Below are 24,668 nucleotides of genomic sequence, written 5' to 3' on the forward strand. Positions count from 1 at the left end.
GACGAGCGAGCTCCCCCTAGTTCGCTGGCAGGATGTTCACGTGCCGCAGCGTGCCGTACAGGTTCATCACGGCGAGCGCGAGCGGCAGCAGCACCGCGATGCAGACGGCCTCGATGATCTCCACCGTCCTGCGCAGCGGCGGTGAGAAGCGCTGCTCGGGGAAGATCACGCCGAGCACCAGCGACGCGGCGGCGATCAGCACGAGCGTGCCGAACACCCACAGCAGCCGGTCGAACGTGTCCGCGCCGATCAGCCAGCCGATCATGATGCCGGCGGCCGACAGCATGCCGGTGGCGAGCAGCGCGATGGCCTGGCTGCCGTTGGCGTAGGTGCGGGCGCGCAGCAGCAGCACGAGCGTGGCGGCGACGGCCATGGCGATGGCCCAGAAGTCCGACTTGCTCGCGGTGATGATCGCCGAGATCGCGGCCGCGCTGCCGAGGCCGATGATCATGCCGGTCATGTACTCGTGCGCGAGGCCCGCGCGGCGCTCGATGGACCGGTAGTCCGGGAAGCCCGCGTCCTCCTTGAGGTCCTCCGCGCTGCCCGGCACGTTCGGCAGCGGCAGCCTGGCCAGCTGGATCGTGACCCTCGGCAGCACGGACAGGGCAGCGAGCGAGACGGCGGCGGTGCCCGCGGCGATGCCGGGGGCGGGGTGCGCGATCAGGGTGCCGATGGCGAACGCGATGACGCCGACCAGCGCGGCGGACCCGGCGGCGACGAACGTGGTCACCCCGGCGCCGATCAGCATGATCGACGCGGACGACACGATCAGCACCAGCGCGCACGCGAGCAGCAGGCTGGCCCGCCCGGTCGCGCCGGGCACGATGTAGAGGCCCGCGACGAACGCCATGGGCAACCCGCCGGCGGCCGCGATCAGCACACCCGAGGTCTCGGCCTGGTAGCCGCGGGCGATCACCGCGCCGAGCGCGACGCACACGACGGCGGCGGCGCCCGCGGCGACGGCCGCGCCGATGTGCGAGCCGCCGAACAGCGGGCCCGTCATCAGCACGGTGACGGCCGCGACGATCAGGGCCAGCGCACCCGCGATGTAACCGATGCGGTTCGCGGTCTGCTTGGTCCACGGCCGGTAGCTGTCCGGAGAGGACTCGGCGATCGCGTCGACCACGTCGTCGTACAGGGGCGGCGGCGGGTTCTCCGCGCGCTTGCGCAGCTGCAGCAGTTCACCGTCGACGACGCCGAGGGAGGCGAGGGTGCGGCTCGGGTCGAGCGGCTCGCCACCTAGCTTGGCCAGGCACCAGCCGCCGTGCCGCGCGCCGCCGTCGGGGGTGGCTTCCTTGGCCATCTCCAGCAGCATCGGCAGCAGGTCGGCGACCGCGACACCCGCGGGGAGCGCGACGTCGATGCGCGTTCTCGGCGCGACCACCGTCACCCGGCTGAACACTGTCGTACCGGTAGCCACCCCGCAGCCCCCTCACCTGTCGTCTTGCCATAACCACCCATTGCTGTCGGTGGCGGCCCCTAGTATGGCCTTGCCGCTCCCGGCTCGTGCGCGGGTTCGGCCAAGTTGGGGTCCAGAGGGATTGAGGGGTTCACGGTGAGCACGCTTCAGTTCAAGCGTTCACCCAGGCTTGCCGCGCCGCGGCAACCCGGCGGCGAGGTCCACCTCGAGCCGCCACCCGAGGTGCCCCGGGTCATCCCCGGCAACATCCTGATGAAGCTCATGCCCGTCGTGATGGTCGTCGCGATGCTGGGCATGATGGCCCTGATGTTCACCGCGGGCGGCGCCATCGGCCGCAACCCGGTGACGCTGCTGTTCCCCATGATGATGATGTTCTCGATGGTCGGCATGTTCGGCCAGAACCGGGGCGGCGGCCAGAAGAAGGCCGAGATGAACGAGGACCGCAAGGACTACCTGCGGTACCTCGGCCAGATGCGTGACCGGGCCCGCGAGGCCTCGCTCGACCAGCGCGCCGCACTCGAGTGGGTGCACCCCGACCCGCAGGCGCTGTGGTCCATGGCCACCAGCCGCCGCATGTGGGAGCGCCGCCAGTCCGACCCCGACTTCTGCCACCTGCGTGCCGGCCGAGGTTCGCAGCGGCTCGCGACCCGGCTCGTGCCGCCGCAGACCGGCCCGGTCGACGAGCTGGAGCCGATCGCCACGCTGGCGCTGCGCCGGTTCGTGCGCGCGCACTCGATCGTCCCCGAGCTGCCGATCCAGATCGCCATCCGCGGCTTCGCCGCCGTGGGCCTCTCGGGCGACAAGGAGCTCACCCGCGGCCTCGCCCGTGCGCTGCTCGCCCAGCTCGTGACGTTCCACACGCCCGACGACGTGCTGATCGCCGTGGTGACGTCCGGCCGCGCGAAGGCCGAGTGGGAGTGGGCGAAGTGGCTGCCGCACACCCAGCACCCGACGATGGTCGACGGCATCGGCCAGATGCGGATGATGGCCGGCTCGCTGGCCCAGGTGGAGGACTGGCTCGACGAGGAGCTGCGCGACCGGCAGCGGTTCACCCGCAACGCGCCGCCGCAGCCGGACCAGCCGCAGATCGTGATCGTGATCGACGACGGCGAGGTCACCCGCGAGGAGCAGATCATCCTCGAGGAGGGCCTGGTCGGCGTCACGCTGATGGACCTGTCGGAGAGCCTCGGCAACCTGACCGCCCGCCGCGGCCTGCGGCTCGTGGTCGAGGAGGACCGGCTCGGCGCCCGGTCCGCGAGCGGTGTCGAGTGGTTCGCCAAGCCCGACCAGATGTCGGTGGCCGAGGCGGAGGCGCTGGCCCGCAAGCTCTCGCCGTACCGCCTCGGCGCGGCCGCGGCGGACGACGGCGGCGAGGAGCCGCTGCTGTCCAACCCGACGCTGCTGGAGCTGCTCGGCATCCCGGGCGACCCGATGACGTTCGACGTGCAGCAGGCGTGGCGGCCCCGGCCGATCCGCGACCGCTACCGTGTGCCGTTCGGTGTCGGCGAGTTCGGGCAGCCGGTCGAGCTGGACATCAAGGAAGCGGCGATGGAGGGCATGGGCCCGCACGGCCTGTGCATCGGCGCGACCGGTTCCGGCAAGTCCGAGTTCCTGCGCACGCTCGTGCTGGGCATGCTCGCCACCCATTCGTCGACGACGCTCAACTTCGTCCTCGTCGACTTCAAGGGTGGTGCGACGTTCCTCGGTCTCGACTCGGCGCCGCACGTCGCCGCGGTCATCACCAACCTGCAGGACCAGCTGACCCTGGTCGACCGCATGAAGGACGCGCTCGCCGGTGAGATGAACCGGCGGCAGGAGGCGCTGAAGAACGGCGGCAACTTCAAGAACGTGTGGGAGTACGAGAAGGCCCGTGAGAACGGCGCCGACCTCGACCCGCTGCCCGCGCTGTTCATCGTGGTCGACGAGTTCTCCGAGCTGCTCTCCGCCAAGCCCGACTTCATCGACCTGTTCGTCGCCATCGGCCGCCTCGGCCGCTCGCTCCAGATGCACATGCTGCTCGCCTCGCAGCGCCTGGAGGAGGGCAAGCTGCGCGGTCTCGACTCGCACCTGTCGTACCGGATCGGTCTGAAGACCTTCTCCGCCGCGGAGTCCCGTGCCGCGATCGGTGTGCCGGACGCGTTCGAGCTGCCGTCGATCCCGGGTTCCGGCTACCTCAAGTTCGACACGTCGACGATGGTGCGGTTCAAGGCGTCGTACGTGTCCGGGCCGTACCGCCCGGCCGGCATCCAGACCGTCGGCCCGGCCGCGGTCGTCTCCGGTGACCGGCGCGCGAAGCTGTTCGTGCCGGACTACATCGAGATCCCGAAGGAACCGGAGAAGCCGGTCGAGGTCGTCCAGGAGGCGCCGAGGCCGGAGCAGAACCAGCCGACGGAGCCGAGCGAGCTGGACGTCATCGTGTCGCGGCTGCAGGGCCAGGGCCCGCCGGCGCACGAGGTGTGGCTGCCGCCGCTGGACACCCCGAACTCGCTCGACACGCTGCTGCCGCCGCTGCAGCCGACGGAGGACCGCGGCCTGTCGCCCGCCGGCTTCTTCGGCAACGGCAGGCTGCAGCCGCCGCTCGGCCTGATCGACAAGCCGTTCGAGCAGCGCCGCGACCTGCTGTGGGCCGACTTCTCCGGCGCCGCGGGCCACGCCGCGATCGCGGGTGGTCCGCAGTCCGGCAAGTCGATGCTCGTGCGTACGCTGATCATGTCGATGGCGCTGACGCACACGGCCGAGGAAGCGCAGTTCTACTGCGTCGACCTCGGTGGTGGCACGCTCGGCACGCTGCAGGGCCTGCCGCACGTCGGTGGTGTCGCCGGCCGTCTCGACCCGGACAAGGTGCGCCGCATCGTCGCCGAGGTCGCGGGTCTGGTGTCCATGCGGGAGCAGCTGTTCCGGGACAACCAGATCGACTCGATGACCGACTTCCGCAACCGCAAGCGCCGCGGTGAGCTGCGGGAGGACCCGTGGGGTGACGTGTTCCTCGTCATCGACGGCTGGCTGAACTTCCGGCAGGAGTTCGAGGCCATCGAGTCGCAGGTGCTGAACATCGCCGCGCAGGGTCTGTCCTACGGCGTGCACGTGATCGTCACCGCCAACCGGTGGGCGGAGATCCGGCCCGCGATGAAGGACCTCCTCGGCACGCGGTTCGAGCTGCGCCTCGGTGACGCGAGCGAGTCCGAAGTGGACCGCCGGGTCGCGGTGAACGTGCCGGAGGGCAGGCCCGGCCGCGGTCTGTCCCGCGACAAGCTGCACTTCCTCGTCGGCCTGCCGCGCATCGACGGGTCGAGCAACCACGAGGACGTCGCGCAGGGCGTCCAGGACGCCATCACGAAGATCAACACCGCGTGGCGGGGCAGGCGCGCGCCGCAGGTGCGGCTGCTGCCCGACCAGATGCCCTACGAGGAGCTGCTGGCGCAGGACAAGTTCCGGGACACCAAGCTCATCCCGATCGGCGTCAACGAGGACGAGCTCGCGCCGGTGTACCTGGACTTCGACGCCGACCCGCACTTCTTCGCGCTGATGGACGGCGAGTCCGGCAAGACGAACCTGATGCGCACGATCGTGCGCGGCATCACCGAGCGGTACACGCCGAAGGAGGCCGTGGTCGTCCTGATCGACTACCGGCGCACCATGCTGGGCTTCATCGAGACGAAGCACCTGCTGGCGTACGCCGTGTCGTCGAACCAGCTGGGCGGCATCGTCACCGAGGTCAAGAAGTCGCTGCAGAAGCGGCTCCCCGGCCCGGACGTCACGCAGGAGCAGCTCAAGACCCGGTCGTGGTGGAAGGGCCCGGAGCTGTTCATCGTCTGCGACGACTACGACCTGGTGTGCCCGCCGCAGAACAACCCGCTGCAGCCGCTCGCCGAGTTCATCCCGCAGGCCAAGGACGTCGGCCTGCACGTCGTCGTGGCCCGCCGCACCGGTGGCGCCTCCCGCGCGATGTACGACCCGGTGCTCGGCAAGCTGAAGGAGATCGCGCAGCCGGGTCTGCAGGGCAGCGGCGACAAGAGCGAGGGCGCGCTGATCGGCACCGTCCGCCCGTCGGCCATGCCGCCGGGCCGGGGCACGCTGGTCAGCCGCAAGACGGGCCAGCAGCTCATCCAGGTGGCCTGGATCCAGCCGGACGCCTGACCCACGACGACCGCGTGGTGCGGACCGCTTCCCCGGTCCGCACCACTGGCGCGCCGGGCCGGTGCACCACGGGTGGTTGATCGGCCGGACACTCCCTAACATCGGCTCTGGCGTGCCAGTGACGAGCAGGGGTGCGAATGCGGGTAGCGGTCGACTTCGGCACCTCGAGCACGTGTGTCGCGATCGCGGTCGCGGGCCGGGAACCGCAGGTCGTGACGGTCGACGGGCTCCCGCTCATGTCGTCGGCGGTGTACGCGGGGCCCGACGGCGACCTGTTCGTGGGCCAGGAGGCGGAGCGGCAGGCCGCGGTCGACCCCTCGCGCTACGAGCCGCACCCGAAACGCCGCATCGACGAGACCGAGTTGCTGCTCGGCGCGAGCGTCGTCAAGGTCCGCGACGTCATCCGGGCCGTGCTGGTCCGCGCGGTCGCCGAGGCCCGTCGCGTCGGCGGCGGCGCGGCCGTCGAGCAGCTGGTGCTCACCCACCCCGCCGACTGGGGCGGCATCCGCACCCGCGTGCTGCGCCAGGCGGGCAACGGTCTCGCGACGCGCATCGTGCTCGTGCCGGAGCCGGTCGCGGCCGCGGTGTTCCACGCGGCCCGCTTCCCCGGGGCGGGCAGGCCGCTCGCCGTGCTCGACCTCGGCGGCGGGACCGTCGACGTCAGCGTCGTCCGGCCGGGCCCCGCGGGCTACGAGGTGCTCGCCACGAAGGGTGACCACTCGTTCGGCGGCGCGGACATCGACCAGCTGCTCCTCGACCACGTCGGCTCGGTCGTCGCCGCCACCGACCCGGGCGGCTGGCGCACCCTCGTCGAGGGCCGTGCGCTCGCGGACCGAAGACGCAGGCGGGTCATCCACCAGGACGTGCGGGGCGCGAAGGAGACGCTGTCCCGGCACACCTACACCGACGTGCCGATGCCGCCGCCGTTCCCGGACGTGCACGTCACCAGGAACGACCTGGAACGGCTGATCACGGACCCGGTGGACCGGGCGGCCCGGCTCACCGCGGCGACCGTCGCCGAGGCCCGGCTGCGCCCCGGCGACCTCGCCGGGATCTTCCTGGTCGGCGGGTCGAGCCGGATCCCGCTGGTGTCGCGGCTGGTGCACCAGCGGTGCGGTGTCGTGCCGACCACGCTCGACCAGCCGGAGACCGTCGTCGCGCGCGGCGCGCTGCTCGCGGTCGCGCCGACCGCCACCCAGGACACCCCCGGCGCGGGCGCCGTGCTGCTGCCCGTGCCGAGGGACCAGCAGCGGACCCGCAGGCTCACCCCGGCGCCGCCGCCCCGTCCGCTCGCCCCGCCCCGCCCGAGCGCGGTGCTGGCGCCCCCGCCCGCGCCGCCCAGCTCACGCCGCACGCAACTGCTGGTGGTGGGTGGCACCGCGGCCGTGCTCGCCGTCGCGGCGAGCCTCGCGGTCGTGTTCCTCGGCGACAACACCGAACGCGCCCCGAAGGCCGCTCCCGCCTCGACGGGCGCGTCCACGAGCAGGCTGATCGCCCAGTACGAGTACCGGTTCACCCTCCCGGACGGCTGGCTGCAGACCGGCGGCGACCCGGCCAAGCTGCGCACCGAGGTCAAGCCGGACGACGCGAAGGCAGGCGACGACGTGGTGTTCGTCGAGCAGATCCGCCTGTCGTTCGACAGCACGGCCGACCGGGACCGCGCGGTCGACAAACTGCGCGGCGACTTCCAGGCGGCGGGCGACGCGTTCTCCGACTTCGACGCGGGCGCCTCCTTCGCGGGCCGCGACGTGATCCACTACCGGCAGTCGCTGCCGAACAAGGACGCCACGGTCGACTGGTACGTCCTGTTCGAGGGCCGCACGCAGGTGAGCGTCGGCTGCCAGCGCGAGAACTCCGGCGACCGCGCCGACGAGGTGGCCGCCGCGTGCGAGACCATCGTCTCGACGGTGACCATCACCGGATGAGCTGGGTACGCTTGCGCGCATGACCGGGCAGGACGGCGGTTTTCCCCAGGCCGCACGGCGTTTCATCGCGGAGGTCGACAGCGCGTTGACCAGGGCCCGGCGGGCCGCGCGCGAGGCGAGAGCCACCTCGGAGGAGTTCCGCCGCAGCACCGGCGAACTCGGCGCGCAGGCGAAGACCGGAAAACTGCGCGGAGTTCGCCGCGGCGACGTCCGGCCGACCACACCGGAGTCCCGCGCCGCGGCCGTGGAGTTCCGCACTGCCAACGGTTTTCCCGTCGAGGAGCTGCCGGACGCGGACGCGTTGCTCGCCCGCCTGCCAGGGCGGGAACCGGAACGCGCGCCGGAGCGGGAGGACTTCTCCGAGCACCGGATCCTGTTCGATGTCGACACCGAAGAGGGACCCGGCGAAACCGCCGTGGATCCGGACGGTGAGGAAATGGGCCGGATCGATTCACCGGAACCGGAACCGACCCGGACGAGTGACGAGGATGAGGACTTTTCGCAACAGCGAATCCTCTTCGACGCGACCGCCGAAACGTATCGCCCGGACGACATGCTGCCCGCCGCGTTCGAGCCGTCGGAGCCGGAAACCGGCAGGTCAGAGCCGTCGTCGGAGCGCCGCCGCGACACCGGCGGCTGACGGCGCCCACGGCCGCCGCGGCACCGCCGTGGCCTGCGCATTCCCTAGTGCGATCGCCCTGCGCGTTCACGCTCGCAACGACCTCCGACCAGATGACGACAACGTGGAACCAGACATGGCAGGGTCTACGTCGCAGGAGGCGTACGAACCCAAGAGCTTGTACGACCGATACAGACCCGCTGAAGGGGGTTCTTTCTTATGGGTGACTTCAAGACTGGGACACCGGAACTTCTCACCGCGTCGGACCAGATGGTCTCGACCAACGAGCTGCTGCAGGACAACGGCCGCAGGCTGGCCCAGGCCGTCGACTCGGTGCAGGGTGCCTGGTCCGGTGCCGCCGCTCAGGCGTTCACCAACCTGATGACGCAGTACTCGAGCGACTTCGACAAGCTGAACACCGCGCTGTTCAACATCGCGGAGCAGGTCGCCGGCTCGGCCCGCGACTACCAGGCGCAGGAAGACACGGCGGCCGCCGACGTCTCCGCGATCATGCAGACGCTGTCCGACGGCTGAGTCGTTCGTTCACCAGGTCCATCCCTCGTCTTTGACACTTGAGAGAAAGAGTTAGGAAATGGCCGACGGCAACATCAAGGTCACATTCGGCTCGCTGGAGCAGCTCTCCGGCGACATCCACGGTCAGGTCGCCGCGATCGAGGGCAACCTCAACGACCTGCAGTCGCAGATCTCCAACCTGGAGCAGATCTGGGAAGGTGGCGCGAGCGCCGGCTTCCAGTCCGTGAAGCAGCAGTGGTTCACCTCCGCCGACCACCTCCGCCAGGTGCTCGCGAAGATCGAGACCGCCGTCATCCAGTCCACCGACGGCTACCGCGACGCTGAGGACCGCAACACCAAGCGCTGGGACGCCTGAGTCACGCGCTGACCAGTCGAACACCGCGAGCGGGGCTCGGGAGCATTCCCGGGCCCCGCTCGCTGTCGTCTGTCCCCTGAGGGCTCTGGATCGCCCCCGAGGTATCCACTGTGGCCGGTCAGTTCTCGGGGGTGCGGTCGTTGAACTTGGTCATGAACTCGTCCACCTCGGCGTCGCCGGTGATCGCGGTGACCTCCGACGCCTCGGGCGCGGCCGGGATGTCGGACGCCTTCGCCGCCCCGAGCACCTCGTACTCGAGCTGGATCTCCAGCCGCGTCGCGTCACCGTCGCTGACGGTGCCGCGGACCACGAAACCGGTGAACTCCATCGAGTGGTCGAGCCGGATCGTCACCGGCACCACGGTCCGCAGCATCCGCTCGGTCAGCCCGTCGCGCTGGTCCTCCGGCACGGACACGATGCCCTCGTCGAGCATCACGCCGAGCAGCGCGCCGGTCGTCACCTCGAAACCGTCCTCGGTGGCCCGTGCCTCGCTCGGCTGCTCGTCCGGGGCGTCGAGGGTCGTCTGTCCGATCGAGGCGTCCACGTTGCACGCCGCCCACGCGGTCAGCAGGAAGCACGTGTCGAACCCCTCGGCGAACGTCGACGGCACCGACACCCACGGCGTCGGCGCGAGCGACGCGTGGTCCTCGTCGAGCTCGATGTAGTCCACCTTCGACCCCGGCGGCGTGACCCGCCGCGACCAGTCGCCGTCGTCGCTGAACCGCCGCTTGAGCAGGATCGCGGGCGGGTTGCCCACCTTGAACGACTCGTGCTCGGTGGTGATCTTCGTGTCGCCGTAGTTGAGGTAGTTGTAGACCCTGGCGTGCTCGTCGCCGAAGTTCGCGAAGTGGTCCTGGAAGGCGTCGAGGCCCTGTTTCACGGCGTCCGCGGTGGCCTGCTCGGCCGCGGCGCGGTCCGCGACCGGCCTGCCCGTGGTCGGCTGGGCGCACCCGGCGGTCACCGCGAGGCACACGACGGCACACGCCAGCGGTCGGGCGATCCTGGTGACCCTCATCTCACACACCCCTCGCAGAACAGCAGGAACACCCCGCCGACGTGCACGATAGTGTGCGGCACCGGGTGCTGAGTGGGGGCCGCTTTGACCCTCCTCGAAGGCGCCGGGTATCTTCCTATGTTGTTGCGCGGCGCGGGCCCATGCCCGTATGAGCGCACATGCACCCTGACGCAAATGACGACGAGGTAGATCCGTGCGCACGTACAGCCCGAAGCCAGGCGAGGTGGCCCGCACCTGGCATGTCATCGACGCGGAGGACGTGGTCCTCGGCCGGCTCGCCTCGAACGTCGCCACGCTGCTCCGGGGCAAGCACAAGCCCACCTTCGCTCCGCACGTCGACACGGGTGACTTCGTCATCATCGTGAACGCGGACAAGGTCGTGCTGACGGGCAACAAGCGCGACCAGGCCTTCGCGTACCGGCACAGCGGCTACCCCGGCGGTCTGCGCAAGCAGTCGTTCGGCGAGCTGCTCGACACGCGGCCCGAGCGGCTGCTGGAGAAGGTCGTCAAGGGCATGCTGCCGAAGAACAAGCTCGGCCGTGCCCAGGGCAAGAAGCTGAAGGTCTACGCCGGCCCGGACCACCCGCACGCCGCGCAGCAGCCGAAGCCGTTCGAGATCGCCAAGGTCAGCAGGTAAATGAACTTGCTAGCCATCAAGTCGGACAAAGCGAGGATCATTGAGCACCCCTGAGACCACCGAGGACACCGCCGTGGAGGTGGAGGCGGCAGCTGAGGCGCCGCGTCCCGTGCGTGTGAGCGGCGAGACCGCCCAGACCGTCGGCCGCCGCAAGGAGGCCGTCGTCCGCGTGCGGCTCACCCCGGGCACCGGCAAGTTCACGCTGAACGGCAAGTCGCTCGAGGAGTACTTCCCCAACAAGGTGCACCAGCAGCTCATCCGTGAGCCCCTGGTCATCCTGGAGAAGCCCGAGGCGTTCGACGTCCGCGCCAACCTCAAGGGCGGCGGCATCACCGGCCAGGCCGGTGCGCTGCGCCTCGCGATCGCGCGTGCGCTCATCGAGCTGGACTCCGAGGACCGCCCGACCCTGAAGAAGGCCGGCTTCCTCACCCGTGACCCCCGGGTCAAGGAGCGCAAGAAGTACGGCCTCAAGAAGGCCCGCAAGGCGCCCCAGTACTCGAAGCGCTGAGAGCGTTCACAGCCTGTGGTGGAACGCCGCGTCCGGCATCTGCGATGCATCGGACGCGGCGTTCGCTGCTTTCCGGACCCCACCTGGAGGAAACGCCAACAATGGCTCGGCTGTTCGGTACCGACGGTGTTCGCGGGCTGGCGAACTCCGATCTGACCCCTGAACTGGCACTGTCCGTCGCGGCGGCCGCGGCGCGGGTGCTGGCGGAGCACGACAGCTCGCACCGGCCGGTCGCGGTCGTCGGCAGGGACCCGAGGGCGAGTGGCGAGATGCTGCAGGCCGCCGTCGCGGCGGGCCTCACCTCGGCGGGCGCGGACGTCATGCAGCTCGGGGTGCTGCCCACCCCCGCGGTCGCGCACCTCGTCGGCGAGCTGGGCGCCGACCTCGGCGTGATGATCTCGGCGTCGCACAACCCGATGCCCGACAACGGCATCAAGCTGTTCGCCGCGGGCGGGCACAAGCTGCCGGACGTCATCGAGGACGAGATCGAGTCCCACATGGGCGTCGACTTCACCCGTCCCACCGGCGCGGGCGTCGGCCGCGTGTACGACATCGCCGACTCGCTGGACCGGTACCTGCAGCACCTGCTGAAGGCGGTCCCGCACCGCCTCGACGGGCTGCGCGTCGTCGTCGACTGCGCGAACGGCGCCGCCTGGGCCGCGGCCCCGAGGGCCTACCGCGAGGCGGGCGCCGAGGTGATCGCGATCCACGCGCTGCCGGACGGCGAGAACATCAACAAGGACTGCGGCTCCACCCACCTGGACGTCCTGCGCGAGGCGGTGCTGGCCGAGAACGCCGACCTGGGCATCGCCCACGACGGTGACGCGGACCGTTGCCTCGCCGTCGACAAGGACGGCAACGTCGTCGACGGCGACCAGATCATGGCGGTGCTGGCGCTGGCCATGAAGGAGACCGGCGACCTCGCCGAGGACACCCTGGTCGCGACGGTCATGAGCAACCTGGGCTTGCACCTGGCGATGCGCGAGCACGGCGTCAACCTCCGCACCACCGCGGTCGGCGACCGCTACGTGCTGGAGGAGCTGCGGCAGAACAACCTGTCCCTGGGCGGTGAGCAGTCCGGCCACGTGGTCCTCCCGGCCCACGCCACCACCGGCGACGGCCTGCTGACCGCACTGCGGCTGATGTCCCGCGTGGCCGAGTCCGGCCGTCCCCTCTCCGACCTGGCCGGCGTGATGACCCGCCTGCCCCAGGTCCTGGTGAACGTGAAGGTCGCCGACAAGACCAAGGTGACCAGTTCCACGACGGTGAGCGAAGCGGTCGCCGAGGTGGAAGCCGAGCTGGGCGAGACAGGCCGTGTCCTCCTCCGCCCCTCCGGCACCGAGCAACTCGTCCGCGTGATGGTCGAGGCCCCGTCCCACGAGGCGGCCCAGGCCGCCGCCGAGCGCCTGGTCGACGTCGTCAGCACAGCCGTCTGACCAGCACTTTCCGTTCACAAATCCCCCAATACACCCCCGAGCGCGACAGCCCGTCGGTATGTTGCGTGCAGTGTGCGCAGGCGTACGATCCGTGCTTGCGCTCGCAGGGTGGGAGACAGTAGAAGGAAGATCGAGGGGGCGACACCATGGCGGGTGGTATGGAGGTCGATCCGGACGCCGTCCAGGCTTTCGCCACGTTCATGGCCGACGCGAAGCAGCAGTTCGACAAGGTCGTGGCGCGTTTCGGGGAGGCGAACGCGACGGCGGAGAGCTTCGGGCGGAGCTGGCAGGCCGAGGGCGACGAGTACGTGAAGTCGTGGGGGATGCTCGCGCCCGACCTGACCAGCCTGTCCACCACGCTCGACCAGATCACGGCGCAGCTGGGGGCGAGCGCCGACCTCAACGTCCAGGGTGAGACGACCAACGTCGGCCAGTTCACCTCGATCGAAGCCAGCGCCGACGGCGGCACGCCGTCGACCGAGCCCGGCGGTGCCTGATGGGATTCGAACCGGCCAACATCTGGCAGGACTTCAAGCAGGCCTCGGAGACCACGCAGGGCACCATCGACGACAACTCCAACCAGGTACTGCTGGGGCCGCGGCTCAACGAGGCCGTGCGGCACTTCGCGAACGGCTACCTGGAGAAGCTGGAGCTGGGGCCCGCCGACAAGGCGACCAGCGAACGCGCCAAGCTGCTCGACCTGCAGTGGGGGCGCATCGAACACGACGGTGCGATGCTGCGCGGGCTCGGCGCCGCGCTGTCCAACTTCGCCGAGGTGCTCGGCGCGAACGTCACCCGGCTCGGGGAGAGCTGGCAGGGCGAGTCCTACGACGCCTTCAAGGCCGCGATGGCCAAGGTTCAGGGCACGATCGCGGCCTACGGCACCTACGCGACGGCCACGGGCGACGGCCTGGTCAACAGCATGTCCCAGCTGCGGACCGTCTTCGAGCAGTTCGCCCAGGACAGCGCCAACACGCACCTGCACTTCGGCGACGTCTCACCGCCCGAGTACTGGCACAAGATCGGCACCGGCGACTACACCCCGGACGCACTGGCCGACGGGTGCCCGACGTGGTTCGCCGTGGGCAACTGCACGAAGAACGACGAAGAACAGAGCAGTGTGATCAACGGTCGCTTCGTCACGCAGCGGCGTTGGGACATCTGCATGGCCGACCCGTGTGAAGACAACGCGGGCCGCGTGTTGATCATGTACCGCAACATGGTCGACGCGTGCCACGATGCCCGCGAGGGCATCAGGAGCAAGCTCCACAACTTCTTCGCCGCGGTCGGTGCGACGGTCGAGACCGTGTCGAACCTGTACGACGCGGCGCTCGGCAACGTCTACACGCTCGCCAACGCGGAGGTCTTCAGCTCCCTCCGCGTCATCGGCGCGGGTGGCGGCGGGCAACCCGGCGACGGTGGCGACACGGGTGCGCCGGCCGGGTACCCGGGCGACACCGGCGGTGGCTACCCGGGGAGCGGTGGCCCGGGACCGGCCGCGGTGGCCGAGCCGATGCCACCCACGCCCGAGCCGTCCGTCGAGGACACCGCACCCGCGGAAGCGCCGCCGGACACCGCGGCACCGGAGCCGGACACAGCCGCCGACCAGCCCGCGACCGTCGAGATCAAGGACGGCGACCGGACCATCGGCGTCACCAGCCCGGACGGCGAGGGCCGCGTGCGGGTCACGGTCGACGACGGCACGGGCAAGACCACGACCTACGAGCTGGACTTCGACGCCGCCAGCGGCCTCCTTCCCCCACGCCCCGCCGACAGCGAGCCCGGTGCCGAGGCGGCCGACGACGCGCCCAAGCAGGTACCGGCGCGCACCGACGGGAAGTGCGTCATCCAGGACGGCCCGCTGACCATCACCGCGGAGCGCCCGCTCTTCTCGCCGGAGTCGATCCAGCTCACCGTGGACGACGGCACCGGCAACCCGACGAGCTACACGCTCGACTTCGACGAGGAACCGGGCGCGGAGACGCCGTCCGGCGCCGCGGCCACCGAGGCGGGCAAGCAGGAGGCGCAGGCTCCGGGGAGCGCACCGCGACCAGGCGCTGACCAGGCCGCCGCCGTCCCCGCCGAGCCGGCACCAGCCGAGGACGCCGTGCCGGACGGGACCGGTGCCGAACCGGAGACCCCGGCTGCCGCGTCGCAGGACCCGGTGCGGAGTGCGGATACCGACGCCGAATCGGCCCCGGGTGCTGCGCTGCGGGACCCGGTGCGGGCGGAGGCCGCCGCCGAGCCAGCCTCGGCTGCCGCGCCGCAGGATGCGGTGCTGAGGGCGGACGCCGATGCCGAATCGGCCTCGGCTGCCGCGCCGGAGGACGCGGTGCGGAGCGCGGACGCCGGGCTGGCCCCGGCTGCCTCGCCGCAGGACCCGGTGCGGAGCGCGGACACCGACGCCGAGCCGGCCCCGGCTGCCGCCGCACCGGCCGTCGAGGACGAGCCCGCCGGGACGTCGACGCAGCGTGCCGTTGCGAGCCAGACACAGGCGGCCGCGAGCGACGTCGCCTCGCAACCCGGGTGGCTGGCGGACCGCGAGTCGATGTCCGGGGTGCTCGTGCCCGACCAGCCCGAAGGTGAGGCGGGCCTGGCGAAAGCGCCCGACGCCGCCGAGCCCGACACGTCCGGCATGGTGGGCTCCGGGATGCCGGTGATGGGCGGTGGGGCGCCGCCGAGCGGCGGGTCGGAGCCGGGCCGTGTGGGGTCGGGGTGGAGCGTGCACGGCGATCTCTTCGACAGCGCTGAACCGGTCTACAGCATGCACGGCGTGCTGGGTGACGACGACCAGGCGACGGAGTAGCCATGGCACTCGCTGACATCGACGCCGCCGCGACCCAGCGGCGGATCCAGGAGGCCGTCGAGGCGAGCAGGAAGACGTTCGCCGACCTGGTGCAACGCTCGACCGAGATCGACAACCGCTTCCGGGAAGCAGTCGCCAAGGAAGAGGCCGATCTGAAGGCGGCGCTGGAGCGCAAGGCGGACGCCGAGGCCGCCGCTGCCCGGAAAGCGGCCGAGCGGGAGAAGGAACAGCAACCCGAGGAGCCCAAGCCGCGGCCGAAGCCGGCCACGCTCGCGCTCGGCGCGGATGAGTTCAAGGAGGCCAGGCAGGCGCGCAAGGCCGCCGACGAGGTGAAGCCGGTCGACGCGGCCAAGCCCGTCCCGCCGCCCGTGCCCGCCGCGGAACCGCCCCGGCCGGGCAAGACGCTCAAGCTCGGCGCCCGCGACGACGAAGAACCGCGCCGGACGATGAAGCTCGGGGCGCGCGACGACGAGCCGGCGCCGGAGGAACGGCCGGCGCGCCGGCCACGGCCACCGCGGCCGGAGGGCGACGACGACATGTCCGGCCGGACCTGGTTGCGGTAGCGGAAGCAAATTTCCCGGGCGCACGCGCCGCCACCTGCGGGTAGGTACATTCTGTGTGCAGATGCGACGGCACCGGTGGCCGTCGGCGCGCGTCGAAGCAGGGCAATCGCGCTCTCAGGGACTCTGGAGGGGGACTCCGACCATGAACACGCCGCCGCCCAGCGGGCCGCCTGCCAACCCGACCGGCGTGCAGGCACCCGACGGGTACAAGACCGACACGGGGCAGATGTCCTCGGTCGGCCGCACGATCAGCACCAAGGCCGAGGACGCCAAGGGCGACGTCGCCGAGGTGAAGCCTGCCAAGGTGCAGGCCCCCGAGTTCGGGCAGCACGAGGAGCACCAGACCTGGCAGCCCGACTACGCCGCCGCCATCGAGCAGCTCGGCGCCGGGGCCACCGCCATGTGCGACAACCTGATCGCGTTCGCGGCGCAGCTCGACGCGGCCGGGGCCACCTACTCCGAGAGCGAGTCGGCCGCCAAGAGCAACGTCAACTCGGTTCAGGTCTGACCGTGGCCAGGTCCTGGGAAGAGGTCAAGGCCGTCCTCGACGACCCCTACGTCTCGGCGGACACCAAGGAACTGCTCCTCGCCGCCTACGTGCGGGAGAACAGCGGCCCGTACGGGTTCAACGACCTGCCCGACGAGATCAGCGACTACACCGACGGCACCAAGGCCAGCTACCGCATTGACGGTGACGAGGCGTTCGCGGGCCAGTACGTCAGCACCGACGACGTTTACGACCAGGCCCAGGACGAGTCGGACGAGGCTGGCTACAGCCAGAGCCTCAACGACCAGAACGTCGAGGAGGGCCGCACCGAGATCGAGGACATGCGGCTCCCCGAGCCCGGGTCGAGCTCGAACGTCGGCGTGCAGAAGTCGGACGAGATCTTCGACGCGGCGCGGGACGCGTTGCGGATCTTCCAGGACTTCCTGCCGGTGAACGACAAGGTGCCGTCGGACACGTTGGGTCGTCAGGGGAAGCTGAAGTTCGAGACGGACATCGTCAAGCGGTACGAGGAGCAGCTGGGGATCTCGTTCAAGAACTTCCTGGACGACGCCAACCGCCTGCGCGAGGCGTACTCGACGCTGTCGGAGCTGAACTCCACCACCGAGACCGAGCTGAACAACCTGTACCGCGAGTGGACCGGTCCGGCGGCGAACGCCTCCTACCAGCACTACGCCGAGAAGATCGCCCCGAACACCACGGACCTGCTGTCCTACCTGCAGACCGCCCCCGAGATGATCGAGACCACGGTCACGAACGTGTTCGAGGCGTGCCGCGGCAAGGCGAACGACATCATCGCGCTCTACGAGACGTTCCGCGGCACGCTCGGGTCCGCCACCCCGGACATCGCCGACAAGGTCGTCACCCTGGCCAGCGGCGACTTCGACTCGCAGGACCAGGTCCTCGAGGTCGCGGCGTGGGTCGACTCGGTGACCGGCTCGAACCTCGAGCAGACGATCCGCGACGACGACTGCGGGTTGAACGACGAGAACAAAGAGTACGTGATCAGCGAGTGCAAGAAGTGGATCCGTGACTCGTTCAACCAGGACCTGCACGAGACGTTGTACGTGAGCTTCGAGCAGATCTGTGACGACACGCTCGAGGCGGTGAACCTGCACTACGAGGCGTTGAACGAGTACCTCAAGGAGTACGAGAACAAGTTCGCGCCCGCGCAGCCGCCGCCCGCGCAGCCGACGCAGCCCACCCAGCCGACGCAACCGACCCAGCCCAGCCAGCCGTCGACCCCCTCGACACCGTCCACCCCGTCAACGCCATCGACCCCGTCCACGCCGTCCACGCCATCGACCCCGTCCACGCCGTCCACGCCATCGACCCCGTCGACGCCGTCGATGCCCGAGATCCCGACGCCGCCGTCGAACACGGACCCGGGCACGCCGGGCAAGCCGGACCAGGAGATCCTGCCCGGCGGTCCCGGCGTCCCGGACAACCCCGACGTGCCGACGACGCCGCCGACGGACCAGGAGGAGACGGTCACCATCAACGACGGCGACCGGGAGATCTCGGTCACCAGCCCGGACGGCCAGGGCAAGGTCACGGTGACGGTCGACGACGGCAGCGGCCCACCGAAGACGTACACGCTCGACTTCGGCGGCGCCGACCCGGCGACCGGGCGCACCCCGGGGCAGCCCGGTGAGCCCGGCGGGATGCCGACCGTGCCGGGACCGGGCGGGACCGGTGGCGGTCCGCAGGGCGAGCCCGGTGGGATGCCGACCGTGCCCGCACCCGGCGCGCCGATCGAGCCGGGGCCGGACGGCAAGTGCGTCATCACCGACGGGGACCTGACCATCACCGCCGAGCGGCCGGAAGGCCAGCCGGACACGGTGGTCGTGACCGTCGACGACGGCACCGGTGAGCCGACCACCTACAACCTGGACTACTCGGAGGCGAACACCCAGCCGGGTGGCGTCACCACGCTGCCGGGGCGGATGCCGCAGGAACTGGTCGACGCCAACCGGCAGGTCGACGGCGCCGACTTCACCCCGGACGAGGTGCGCGTCCAGCCCGCGCCGGGCGAGATGCCGCAGTCGTTGCGGGGTGACCAGCAGATCAGCACGCAGCCCGCGTACGGCGAGATGCCGCAGTCCATCCAGGACGGCGACCGGATCAGCACCCAGCCCGCGTACGGGGAGAGGCCCGTCGGCATCGGCACCCAGCCCGCGTTCGGGGACGGGCCGCAGGGGCAGGGCATCAGCACCCAGCCCGCCTTCGGCGAGCGGCCGATGCCGTTGCACGCCGACATCGGCACCCAGCCCGCGTTCGGGGACGGGCCGCAGGGCCAGGGCATCAGCACGCAACCGGCCTTCGGGGAGATGCCGAGGTCCGAACCCGCGTTCGCCACGATGGCGTCCGCCGCCGACGACCCGACCATGTCCGGGTTCGGCGGGGGCGGCGGTCCGCACTCGCCTGCCGGCGAAGCCGGGTCGTTCGGGGCGCCGGACCACGCCCCGTCCCCGTACATGAACGGGGCGAGCGGCGAGGCCGGGCTGTCGACCGCACCCGACGGTGTCGCCGACCCGAGCCCCGGCTCGCCGTCCGGGCCGGACCAGGCGCATGCTGGCATGGCCGGTGGCGGCATGCCGATGATGGGCGGAGGGCCTGGCGGCGGTGGCGGCGGCGGTGACAGCGAGCGCGCCGGCAGCCAGTGGCGTACCACGGGCGACCTGTTCGACGAACCGGCCGATCCGCAGGAGCTGCGGGGCGCGTTCGGTGGTCAGGACCGTTAAGAGGGGAAACTGATGGGCGCTTACGACCGGGCCGCGGCAGCGCGGGCCAAGATGGCGCAGGTGCAGCGGGAGATGTCGGAGCGGCGTGCGCTGCGCGACCGCAACTTCCGCCAGAAGCGTGAGCAGGCGCTCGAGGCGTTCAAGAAGCAGGGCCCGGTGATGGCCCAGGTCGCCAAGCACATGGGTGAGCTGGGCCGCCGCCGCGCCCAGGCCGGCGGCTGGGCCACCGAGAAGACGGAGCAGGACAAGGACTTCGTCATGGGCTTCGGCTTCGAGGACGAGGAGCAGAAGGACCCCTACGGCTACCGCCCGCCGCAGCGGCCGAACCGTCCCGACACCCCGCCCGGCGGGATCGGCATGATCGACGACGAGGAGTCGTCGGCGCCCATGCCGCCGCCCGCGCCGGAGGCCCCGCCGGCACCCGCACCGCCCGCCCCGCCTCGGGCGCCGCGTGCCGCGCGCAGGCCGGAGCCGACGGAACTGGACGACGAGGACGACTTCTCGAACCAGTCCAGCTGGATGCAGAACCGGTGAACGCGCGGGTCGCGGAGCGGGCGGACGACATCAAGGCGGTCGTGTGCCGGGTGCTCGAGGTGGACGTCGACGTGCTGGGGCCCGCCGACCACTTCGTCGACGACCTCGGCGCCGACTCGATGAAGCTGATCGAGCTGCTCGCCAACCTGGAGATCGAGTTCGACGTCGAGGTGGACCCGGCCGAGTTCGAGCGGCTCGTCAACCTCGACGGGGTGTACGCCGTGCTGAGCGAGGCACTGGAGAAGTGACCCGCGTGGTGGTCACCGGGCTCGGCGTGGTGTCCAGCATCGGCACGGGCATCGCCGAGTACACGGCCGGACTGCGGGCCGGGCGCAGCGGCGCCCGGCCCATCAGCGTGTTCGACACCGAGGGTTTCGCGCACGCCACCGGCTGCGAGGTCACGGGGTTCGAGCCGGCGCGGTGGATCACCGCGCAACCCTTCGACGGGCTCGGCAGGGCGGCCCGGTTCTCGGTCGCCGCCGCGCGGATGGCCGTCGAGGACGCCGGTCTCGACCTGACCGGCCGGGGCATGGTGTGCGTCGGCACCACCGACGGCGGCGGGGACGCGGGCGAGCGGATCGCCGAGCACGTGGTGCGGGGCGAGGACGTCCCGGCCGGCCTGCCGCGCCGGGTGCCCGCCGCGACCATCCCGGTGGCCGTCGCGCGCGAGCTCGGACTGTCCGACGTGGACACCTCGACCGTCGCGACCGCCTGCGCCGCCGGGAACTACGCGCTGGGCAACGGTTTCGACGCGGTCGCGTCCGGGGACGTCGACTTCGCGCTGTGCGGTGGCGCGGACGCCATGTGCCGCATGACGTTCACCGGTTTCTACCGCCTCGGCGCGGTCGACCCCGAACGCTGCAGGCCGTTCGATGTGCACCGGCAGGGCATCCTCACCGGCGAGGGCGCGGGTGTGCTCGTGCTGGAACCCCTCGGCAAGGCCGTCGCGCGCGGCGCGCGGATCTACGCCGAGGTGCTCGGCTACGGCCTGAACTGCGACGCCGCACACCCCGTCGCCCCCGACCGGGCCAGCGTGGCCGCCTGCATGCGGCTCGCGCTCGACGACGCCGGTGTCACGCCCGACCAGGTCGACCTGATCTCCGCGCACGGCACCGGCACGAAGGCCAACGACGCCACCGAGTGCGGCGCGATCCACGACGTGTTCGGGTCCACGCCACCCAGAACGGTGTCGGTGAAGTCCATGCTGGGCCACACGATGGGCGCGGCGAGCGCGCTGTCGGCGATCGCGTGCGCGGTCGCCATCCGCGAGGGCTTCATCCCGCCCACCATCAACCACACCGAGACCGACCCGGCCTGCGCGGTCGACTGCGTGCCCAACACCGCGGTCGAGGCGGACCTGCGGGTCGTGCAGAACAACGCGCTGGCGTTCGGCGGCAACAACTCGGTCGTCCTCTTCGGACGGTACGGATGACCGGCGTCGTCATCACCGCGTGGTCGGCGCTCACCCCGTTCGGCCACGGCCGCGCCGCGTTCGCCGACGGCGTGCTGCGCGGCGAGCCGGTGGCGCCGGTGCCGGTGCAGGACGACTGGGCCGCCGCCGAGGCACGCGTGGTCCCGGACTTCGACATCGTCGAGCAACTGGGCCGCAAGGGCACCAGCTCCATGGACCGCACCAGCGCGCTCGCCGTCGCCACGCTGCGCGAACTGGTGCCCGAGGTGCCCGTCGACGCCCGCACCGGCGTCGTGCTCGGCACCACCAGCGGCAGCAACCGCACCCAGTTCGAGTTCACCCGCGACTCGCTGACCCGCCGCAGGCCCTACTTCGTCAACCCGGCGCAGATGCCGTTCGCGCTGATGAACTCGGCCGCCGCCCAGTGCGCGATGTGGCACGGGCTGACCGGCCCGAACAGCACCGTGGCGGCGGGGCGGACCGCCGGGCCCGCCGTGCTGCGGTACGCGAGCAGGCTCCTGCGCACCGGCCGCGCGAGCGGTGTTTTCGCGGGCGCCGTCGAGGAGCACAGCGGTGCGCGTGAGCTGCTGGAACCAGGTGGTTCGCTGGGGGAGGCCGCGGTGCTGTTGTTTTTGCAAACCGGCGCCGACGGGAACCGAGCGGGGCTCGCGGAGGTCGTAGCGGTGGACACGCGGCTCGGCGAACCACGTCGTGCGCTGGTCGCGTGTCTCGAGCACGTGCTTGCCGGGCACGCGGTGGACGAGGTGTGGGGAGTCGCCACGTCCGCCGCGGACCCAGAACTGTCCGAAGTGGAACTGGAAGCGACGGGTGCGGTGCTGGGCCAGCGGAACGTGATCCGGCCGGGTCACCTGATCGGGGACACGGGCGCCGCGAGCGGCGTCGTCGGTGTCGCCGCGCTGCTGGCCGCGGCGGCGGCCGACCCGGGTGCGGGCGGGCGGCTCGCGGTGGCGACGTCCGCCGACCGGGACGGCACGGCCGGCGCGATCGTGCTTCGCTTGACGGAACGATGACACCGAGGGGTGAGGGATGAGCAGGTCGTGGGACGAGGTCAAGGCGCTCCTCGACGATCCGTACGTGGACGCCGACACCAAGGAGCACCTGCTCGCGGCGTACCTCGTGCAGGAGGGGTACGCGAGTCCCTACGGCGGGGGCCTCGGCACCCGCGGCGGCGTCTACGACGAGGACGACCTGCCGGACGACGTGCGGGAGTACTACGACCGCCACCAGCTCCAGCCCGGTGACTACCAGCAGGGCAGCCTCGACGACATCTACTCCGACGCGCAGAACGAGTCCGAGGAGCGCGGCTACAGCCAGGGCCTCAACGACCAGAACGTCGAGGACGGCCGCACCGAGATCGAGGGCATGCAGCCCCCGTCGGAGGGCTCCCGCACCGGCGTCGAGAAGTCGGACGAGATCTTCGACGCGGCGCGGGACGCGTTGCGGATCTTCCAGGACTTCCTGCCGGTGAACGACAAGGTGCCGTCGGACACGTTGGGTCGTCAGGGGAAGCTGAAGTTCGAGACGGACATCGTCAAGCGGTACGAGGAACAGGTCGGCATCTCGTTCAAGAACTTCGTGGACGACGCGGCCAGGCTCCGCGCCGCCTACACGACGCTCAACGAGCTGAACACCACCACCGAGACCGAGCTCAACAACCTGTACCGCGAGTGGACCGGTCCGGCGGCGAACGCCTCCTACCAGCACTACGCCGAGAAGATCGCCCCGAACTCGTCGGAACTGCTGTCGTTCCTGCAGACCGCGCCGGACATCATCGACGCGACCGTCACCAACGTGTTCGAGGCGTGCCGGGGCAAGGCGAACGACATCATCGCGCTTTACGAGACGTTCCGCGGCACGCTCGGCAGCGCGACACCCGAGATCGCCGACAAGGTCGTCACCCTGGCGAGCGGTGACTTCGACTCGCAGGACCAGGTGCTCGAGGTGGCCGCCTGGGTGGACTCCGTCACCGGGTCCAACCTGGAGGAGACGATCCGCAATGACGACTGCGGGTTGAACGACGAGAACAAAGAGTACGTGATCAGCGAGTGCAAGAAGTGGATCCGTGACTCGTTCAACCAGGACCTGCACGAGACGTTGTACGTGAGCTTCGAGCAGATCTGTGACGACACGCTCGAGGCGGTGAACCTGCACTACGAGGCGTTGAACGAGTACCTCAAGGAGTACGAGAACAAGTTCGCCGCCGCCGCGGGGCCGGGCCAGCAGAACCCGAACCAGCAGTACCCGCCGGGGACCCAGAACCCCAACCAGCAGCAGCCGCCCGGCACGACGAACCCGTCCGTGTCCACGCCGCCGTCGTCGAGCACGCCGCCCGGGTCGTCCAGCCCGTCGATGCCGTCGGTCAGCACGCCAGGGTCGTCCTCGCCGGGGTCGCCCGGTTCGCCGGGCACGACGCCGAGCAGCATCCCGAGCCTCCCGCCGCTGCCCGGTTCGAGCACCGACCCGTCGAACGCGACGACCAACCCGTCGGCCACGCTGCCGGGTGTCAACACCCCGGGCAGCAACATCCAGCCCGGCATCGACCCGATCACCGGCCTGCCGATCGGCAGCACCCCCGGCTCGTCAACCGGGCTCCCCGGCACGCCGGGCGGCGGCGCGCCGAAGGAGGTCACGATCAAGGACGGCAACCGCACGATCACCGTGGGGCAGCCGGACGCCCGCGGCCGCAGCAAGGTGACCGTCGACGACGGCGAGGGCGAGCCCCGCGAGTACGAGGTGGACTTCACCCCGGACCAGCCGGGCGAGACGTACGAGGACGGCGTCATCAAGGCGGGCCCGGACGGCAAGGTGACCATCCCGGACGGCGACGCCACGATCACCCTGGAACAGCCGCAGGGGCAGCTCGACAAGATGAAGATGACCGTCGACGACGGCACCCCGGCCACGTACGACTTCGACTTCGACGCGGAGCACGACGTCCCCGGCTCGTCCGGCGGCGGCCTCCCGGACGTGTCGACCCCGTCCAGCCTGGGCGGTGACCTCGGCGGCGGCGGTGGTGGTGGCGGTGCCGGCGGTGGCGGCGTCGGCGGTGGCGGTGGCGGCGGCTTCGGCGGCGCCGAGACCCCCGGCACGTCGGGCCCGTCCGGCCCGGGCGCCATGGTCGGCGCCCAGGCCCCCGACGGCGGCGACCGAGCGGGCGTGGCCGCCGCGGCGGCCGGTGCCGGCGCGGGTGCTGCCGCAGGCGGCTCCGGCGGCGGTGCCCCGATGGGCGGCATGCCCATGGGCGGCATGGGCGGCGGTGGCCAGGGTGGTGGCGACCAGACCCGGCAGAGCAAGTGGCGCACCACGGGCTCGATCTTCGACGACCAGGACCCGGCCGCGAACTTCAGCGGTGTCGTCGGCCGCGACCCCGCGGAGGCCGGGAAGACGAAGGCCCCCAAGCGCTAGCGGACGTGCGGGAGGGCGCCTGCCCTCCCGCACGGTCGCGACGAGGCCAGGGTGCCGCGCCGAGGTCGACCGACAGCACACGCACGCCGGACA

At 71.2% G+C, this 24,668-nt stretch carries 20 protein-coding genes; 18 read left to right on the top strand and 2 right to left on the bottom strand.

What is annotated here, in order from left to right; translation table 11 throughout:
- Positions 1 to 16 precede the first annotated feature (16 nt).
- Entirely contained in the window at positions 17 to 1,390 is a 1,374-nt protein-coding gene (eccD, locus tag ACYQ77_RS02725) for a type VII secretion integral membrane protein EccD (protein WP_459707034.1), read from the bottom strand.
- Positions 1,391 to 1,555: 165 nt separating this feature from the next.
- Here eccD and eccCa point away from each other — a divergent pair, with 165 nt between their 5' ends.
- The 5 genes from eccCa to ACYQ77_RS02750 all read left to right on the top strand — a co-directional run bounded on the left by eccCa (position 1,556) and on the right by ACYQ77_RS02750 (position 8,990).
- Complete coding sequence (gene eccCa / locus ACYQ77_RS02730) at positions 1,556 to 5,557, top strand: type VII secretion protein EccCa (RefSeq protein WP_459707036.1); 4,002 nt, start codon at positions 1,556 to 1,558, stop codon at positions 5,555 to 5,557.
- Between the two features lie 137 nt (positions 5,558 to 5,694).
- Positions 5,695 to 7,482, top strand: coding sequence for a type VII secretion-associated protein (locus ACYQ77_RS02735; RefSeq protein WP_459708118.1), 1,788 nt, complete (start codon positions 5,695 to 5,697; stop codon positions 7,480 to 7,482).
- Positions 7,483 to 7,501: 19 nt separating this feature from the next.
- Positions 7,502 to 8,122: a hypothetical protein gene (locus ACYQ77_RS02740; RefSeq protein WP_459707038.1), complete on the top strand. Its 621-nt coding sequence runs from the start codon at positions 7,502 to 7,504 to the stop codon at positions 8,120 to 8,122.
- A 198-nt stretch (positions 8,123 to 8,320) separates the two neighbouring features.
- Positions 8,321 to 8,635: a WXG100 family type VII secretion target gene (locus ACYQ77_RS02745; protein ID WP_459707039.1), complete on the top strand. Its 315-nt coding sequence runs from the start codon at positions 8,321 to 8,323 to the stop codon at positions 8,633 to 8,635.
- Positions 8,636 to 8,693: 58 nt separating this feature from the next.
- A complete protein-coding gene (locus ACYQ77_RS02750; RefSeq protein WP_459707041.1) occupies positions 8,694 to 8,990 on the top strand; it encodes a WXG100 family type VII secretion target in 297 nt (98 codons plus the stop codon).
- A 118-nt stretch (positions 8,991 to 9,108) separates the two neighbouring features.
- On the opposite strand, the gene ACYQ77_RS02755 is transcribed toward ACYQ77_RS02750, so the two are convergent.
- The gene (locus ACYQ77_RS02755) at positions 9,109 to 10,005 is read right to left on the bottom strand and encodes a hypothetical protein (protein WP_459707043.1); all 897 of its coding nucleotides are present in this window, start codon (positions 10,003 to 10,005) and stop codon (positions 9,109 to 9,111) included.
- A 193-nt stretch (positions 10,006 to 10,198) separates the two neighbouring features.
- Between ACYQ77_RS02755 and rplM the strand changes: the two genes are divergently transcribed.
- The 13 genes from rplM (at position 10,199) to ACYQ77_RS02820 (ending at position 24,575) form a co-directional block, all read left to right on the top strand.
- A complete protein-coding gene (gene rplM / locus ACYQ77_RS02760; RefSeq protein ID WP_396110609.1) occupies positions 10,199 to 10,642 on the top strand; it encodes a 50S ribosomal protein L13 in 444 nt (147 codons plus the stop codon).
- A gap of 40 nt (positions 10,643 to 10,682) precedes the next feature.
- A complete protein-coding gene (rpsI, locus tag ACYQ77_RS02765; RefSeq protein WP_459707045.1) occupies positions 10,683 to 11,150 on the top strand; it encodes a 30S ribosomal protein S9 in 468 nt (155 codons plus the stop codon).
- A 101-nt stretch (positions 11,151 to 11,251) separates the two neighbouring features.
- The gene (glmM, locus tag ACYQ77_RS02770) at positions 11,252 to 12,586 is read left to right on the top strand and encodes a phosphoglucosamine mutase (RefSeq protein WP_459707047.1); all 1,335 of its coding nucleotides are present in this window, start codon (positions 11,252 to 11,254) and stop codon (positions 12,584 to 12,586) included.
- A gap of 158 nt (positions 12,587 to 12,744) precedes the next feature.
- A complete protein-coding gene (locus tag ACYQ77_RS02775; protein WP_459707049.1) occupies positions 12,745 to 13,083 on the top strand; it encodes a hypothetical protein in 339 nt (112 codons plus the stop codon).
- On the top strand, positions 13,083 to 15,392 hold the full coding sequence (locus tag ACYQ77_RS02780) for a DNA polymerase III subunit gamma/tau domain-containing protein (protein WP_459707051.1): 2,310 nt from the start codon (positions 13,083 to 13,085) through the stop codon (positions 15,390 to 15,392). Before ACYQ77_RS02775 ends, ACYQ77_RS02780 begins: the two co-directional genes overlap by 1 nt.
- A gap of 2 nt (positions 15,393 to 15,394) precedes the next feature.
- On the top strand, positions 15,395 to 15,955 hold the full coding sequence (locus tag ACYQ77_RS02785; protein WP_459707053.1) for a hypothetical protein: 561 nt from the start codon (positions 15,395 to 15,397) through the stop codon (positions 15,953 to 15,955).
- Positions 15,956 to 16,097: 142 nt separating this feature from the next.
- Positions 16,098 to 16,463 carry a hypothetical protein gene (locus ACYQ77_RS02790; RefSeq protein WP_459707055.1) on the top strand — a complete coding sequence of 122 codons (366 nt, stop codon included), beginning with the start codon at positions 16,098 to 16,100 and terminating at the stop codon, positions 16,461 to 16,463.
- Between the two features lie 2 nt (positions 16,464 to 16,465).
- Entirely contained in the window at positions 16,466 to 19,204 is a 2,739-nt protein-coding gene (locus ACYQ77_RS02795) for a hypothetical protein (protein WP_459707056.1), read from the top strand.
- Positions 19,205 to 19,216: 12 nt separating this feature from the next.
- A complete protein-coding gene (locus ACYQ77_RS02800; RefSeq protein ID WP_459707058.1) occupies positions 19,217 to 19,738 on the top strand; it encodes a hypothetical protein in 522 nt (173 codons plus the stop codon).
- On the top strand, positions 19,735 to 19,986 hold the full coding sequence (locus tag ACYQ77_RS02805; protein ID WP_459707060.1) for an acyl carrier protein: 252 nt from the start codon (positions 19,735 to 19,737) through the stop codon (positions 19,984 to 19,986). Before ACYQ77_RS02800 ends, ACYQ77_RS02805 begins: the two co-directional genes overlap by 4 nt.
- Complete coding sequence (locus ACYQ77_RS02810) at positions 19,983 to 21,170, top strand: beta-ketoacyl-[acyl-carrier-protein] synthase family protein (protein WP_459707062.1); 1,188 nt, start codon at positions 19,983 to 19,985, stop codon at positions 21,168 to 21,170. The genes ACYQ77_RS02805 and ACYQ77_RS02810 overlap by 4 nt, the downstream gene beginning before the upstream one ends.
- Complete coding sequence (locus ACYQ77_RS02815; protein WP_459707063.1) at positions 21,167 to 22,180, top strand: beta-ketoacyl synthase N-terminal-like domain-containing protein; 1,014 nt, start codon at positions 21,167 to 21,169, stop codon at positions 22,178 to 22,180. Before ACYQ77_RS02810 ends, ACYQ77_RS02815 begins: the two co-directional genes overlap by 4 nt.
- A 16-nt stretch (positions 22,181 to 22,196) precedes the next feature.
- A complete protein-coding gene (locus tag ACYQ77_RS02820) occupies positions 22,197 to 24,575 on the top strand; it encodes a hypothetical protein (protein WP_459707065.1) in 2,379 nt (792 codons plus the stop codon).
- The last annotated feature ends 93 nt before the right edge of the window (positions 24,576 to 24,668 follow it).

Source organism: Actinophytocola sp. KF-1, assembly GCF_054661535.1.

Coding starts and splice junctions, on each gene's coding strand:
- ACYQ77_RS02735 (WP_459708118.1), top strand. CDS start 5,695: ATGCGGGTAGCGGTCGACTTCGGCACCTCGAGCACGTGTGTCGCGATC.
- ACYQ77_RS02820 (WP_459707065.1), top strand. CDS start 22,197: ATGAGCAGGTCGTGGGACGAGGTCAAGGCGCTCCTCGACGATCCGTAC.
- ACYQ77_RS02780 (WP_459707051.1), top strand. CDS start 13,083: ATGGGATTCGAACCGGCCAACATCTGGCAGGACTTCAAGCAGGCCTCG.
- ACYQ77_RS02800 (WP_459707058.1), top strand. CDS start 19,217: ATGGGCGCTTACGACCGGGCCGCGGCAGCGCGGGCCAAGATGGCGCAG.
- glmM (WP_459707047.1), top strand. CDS start 11,252: ATGGCTCGGCTGTTCGGTACCGACGGTGTTCGCGGGCTGGCGAACTCC.
- ACYQ77_RS02815 (WP_459707063.1), top strand. CDS start 21,167: ATGACCGGCGTCGTCATCACCGCGTGGTCGGCGCTCACCCCGTTCGGC.
- ACYQ77_RS02745 (WP_459707039.1), top strand. CDS start 8,321: ATGGGTGACTTCAAGACTGGGACACCGGAACTTCTCACCGCGTCGGAC.
- ACYQ77_RS02785 (WP_459707053.1), top strand. CDS start 15,395: ATGGCACTCGCTGACATCGACGCCGCCGCGACCCAGCGGCGGATCCAG.
- ACYQ77_RS02775 (WP_459707049.1), top strand. CDS start 12,745: ATGGAGGTCGATCCGGACGCCGTCCAGGCTTTCGCCACGTTCATGGCC.
- ACYQ77_RS02750 (WP_459707041.1), top strand. CDS start 8,694: ATGGCCGACGGCAACATCAAGGTCACATTCGGCTCGCTGGAGCAGCTC.
- ACYQ77_RS02790 (WP_459707055.1), top strand. CDS start 16,098: ATGAACACGCCGCCGCCCAGCGGGCCGCCTGCCAACCCGACCGGCGTG.
- ACYQ77_RS02740 (WP_459707038.1), top strand. CDS start 7,502: ATGACCGGGCAGGACGGCGGTTTTCCCCAGGCCGCACGGCGTTTCATC.
- ACYQ77_RS02755 (WP_459707043.1), bottom strand. CDS start 10,005: ATGAGGGTCACCAGGATCGCCCGACCGCTGGCGTGTGCCGTCGTGTGC.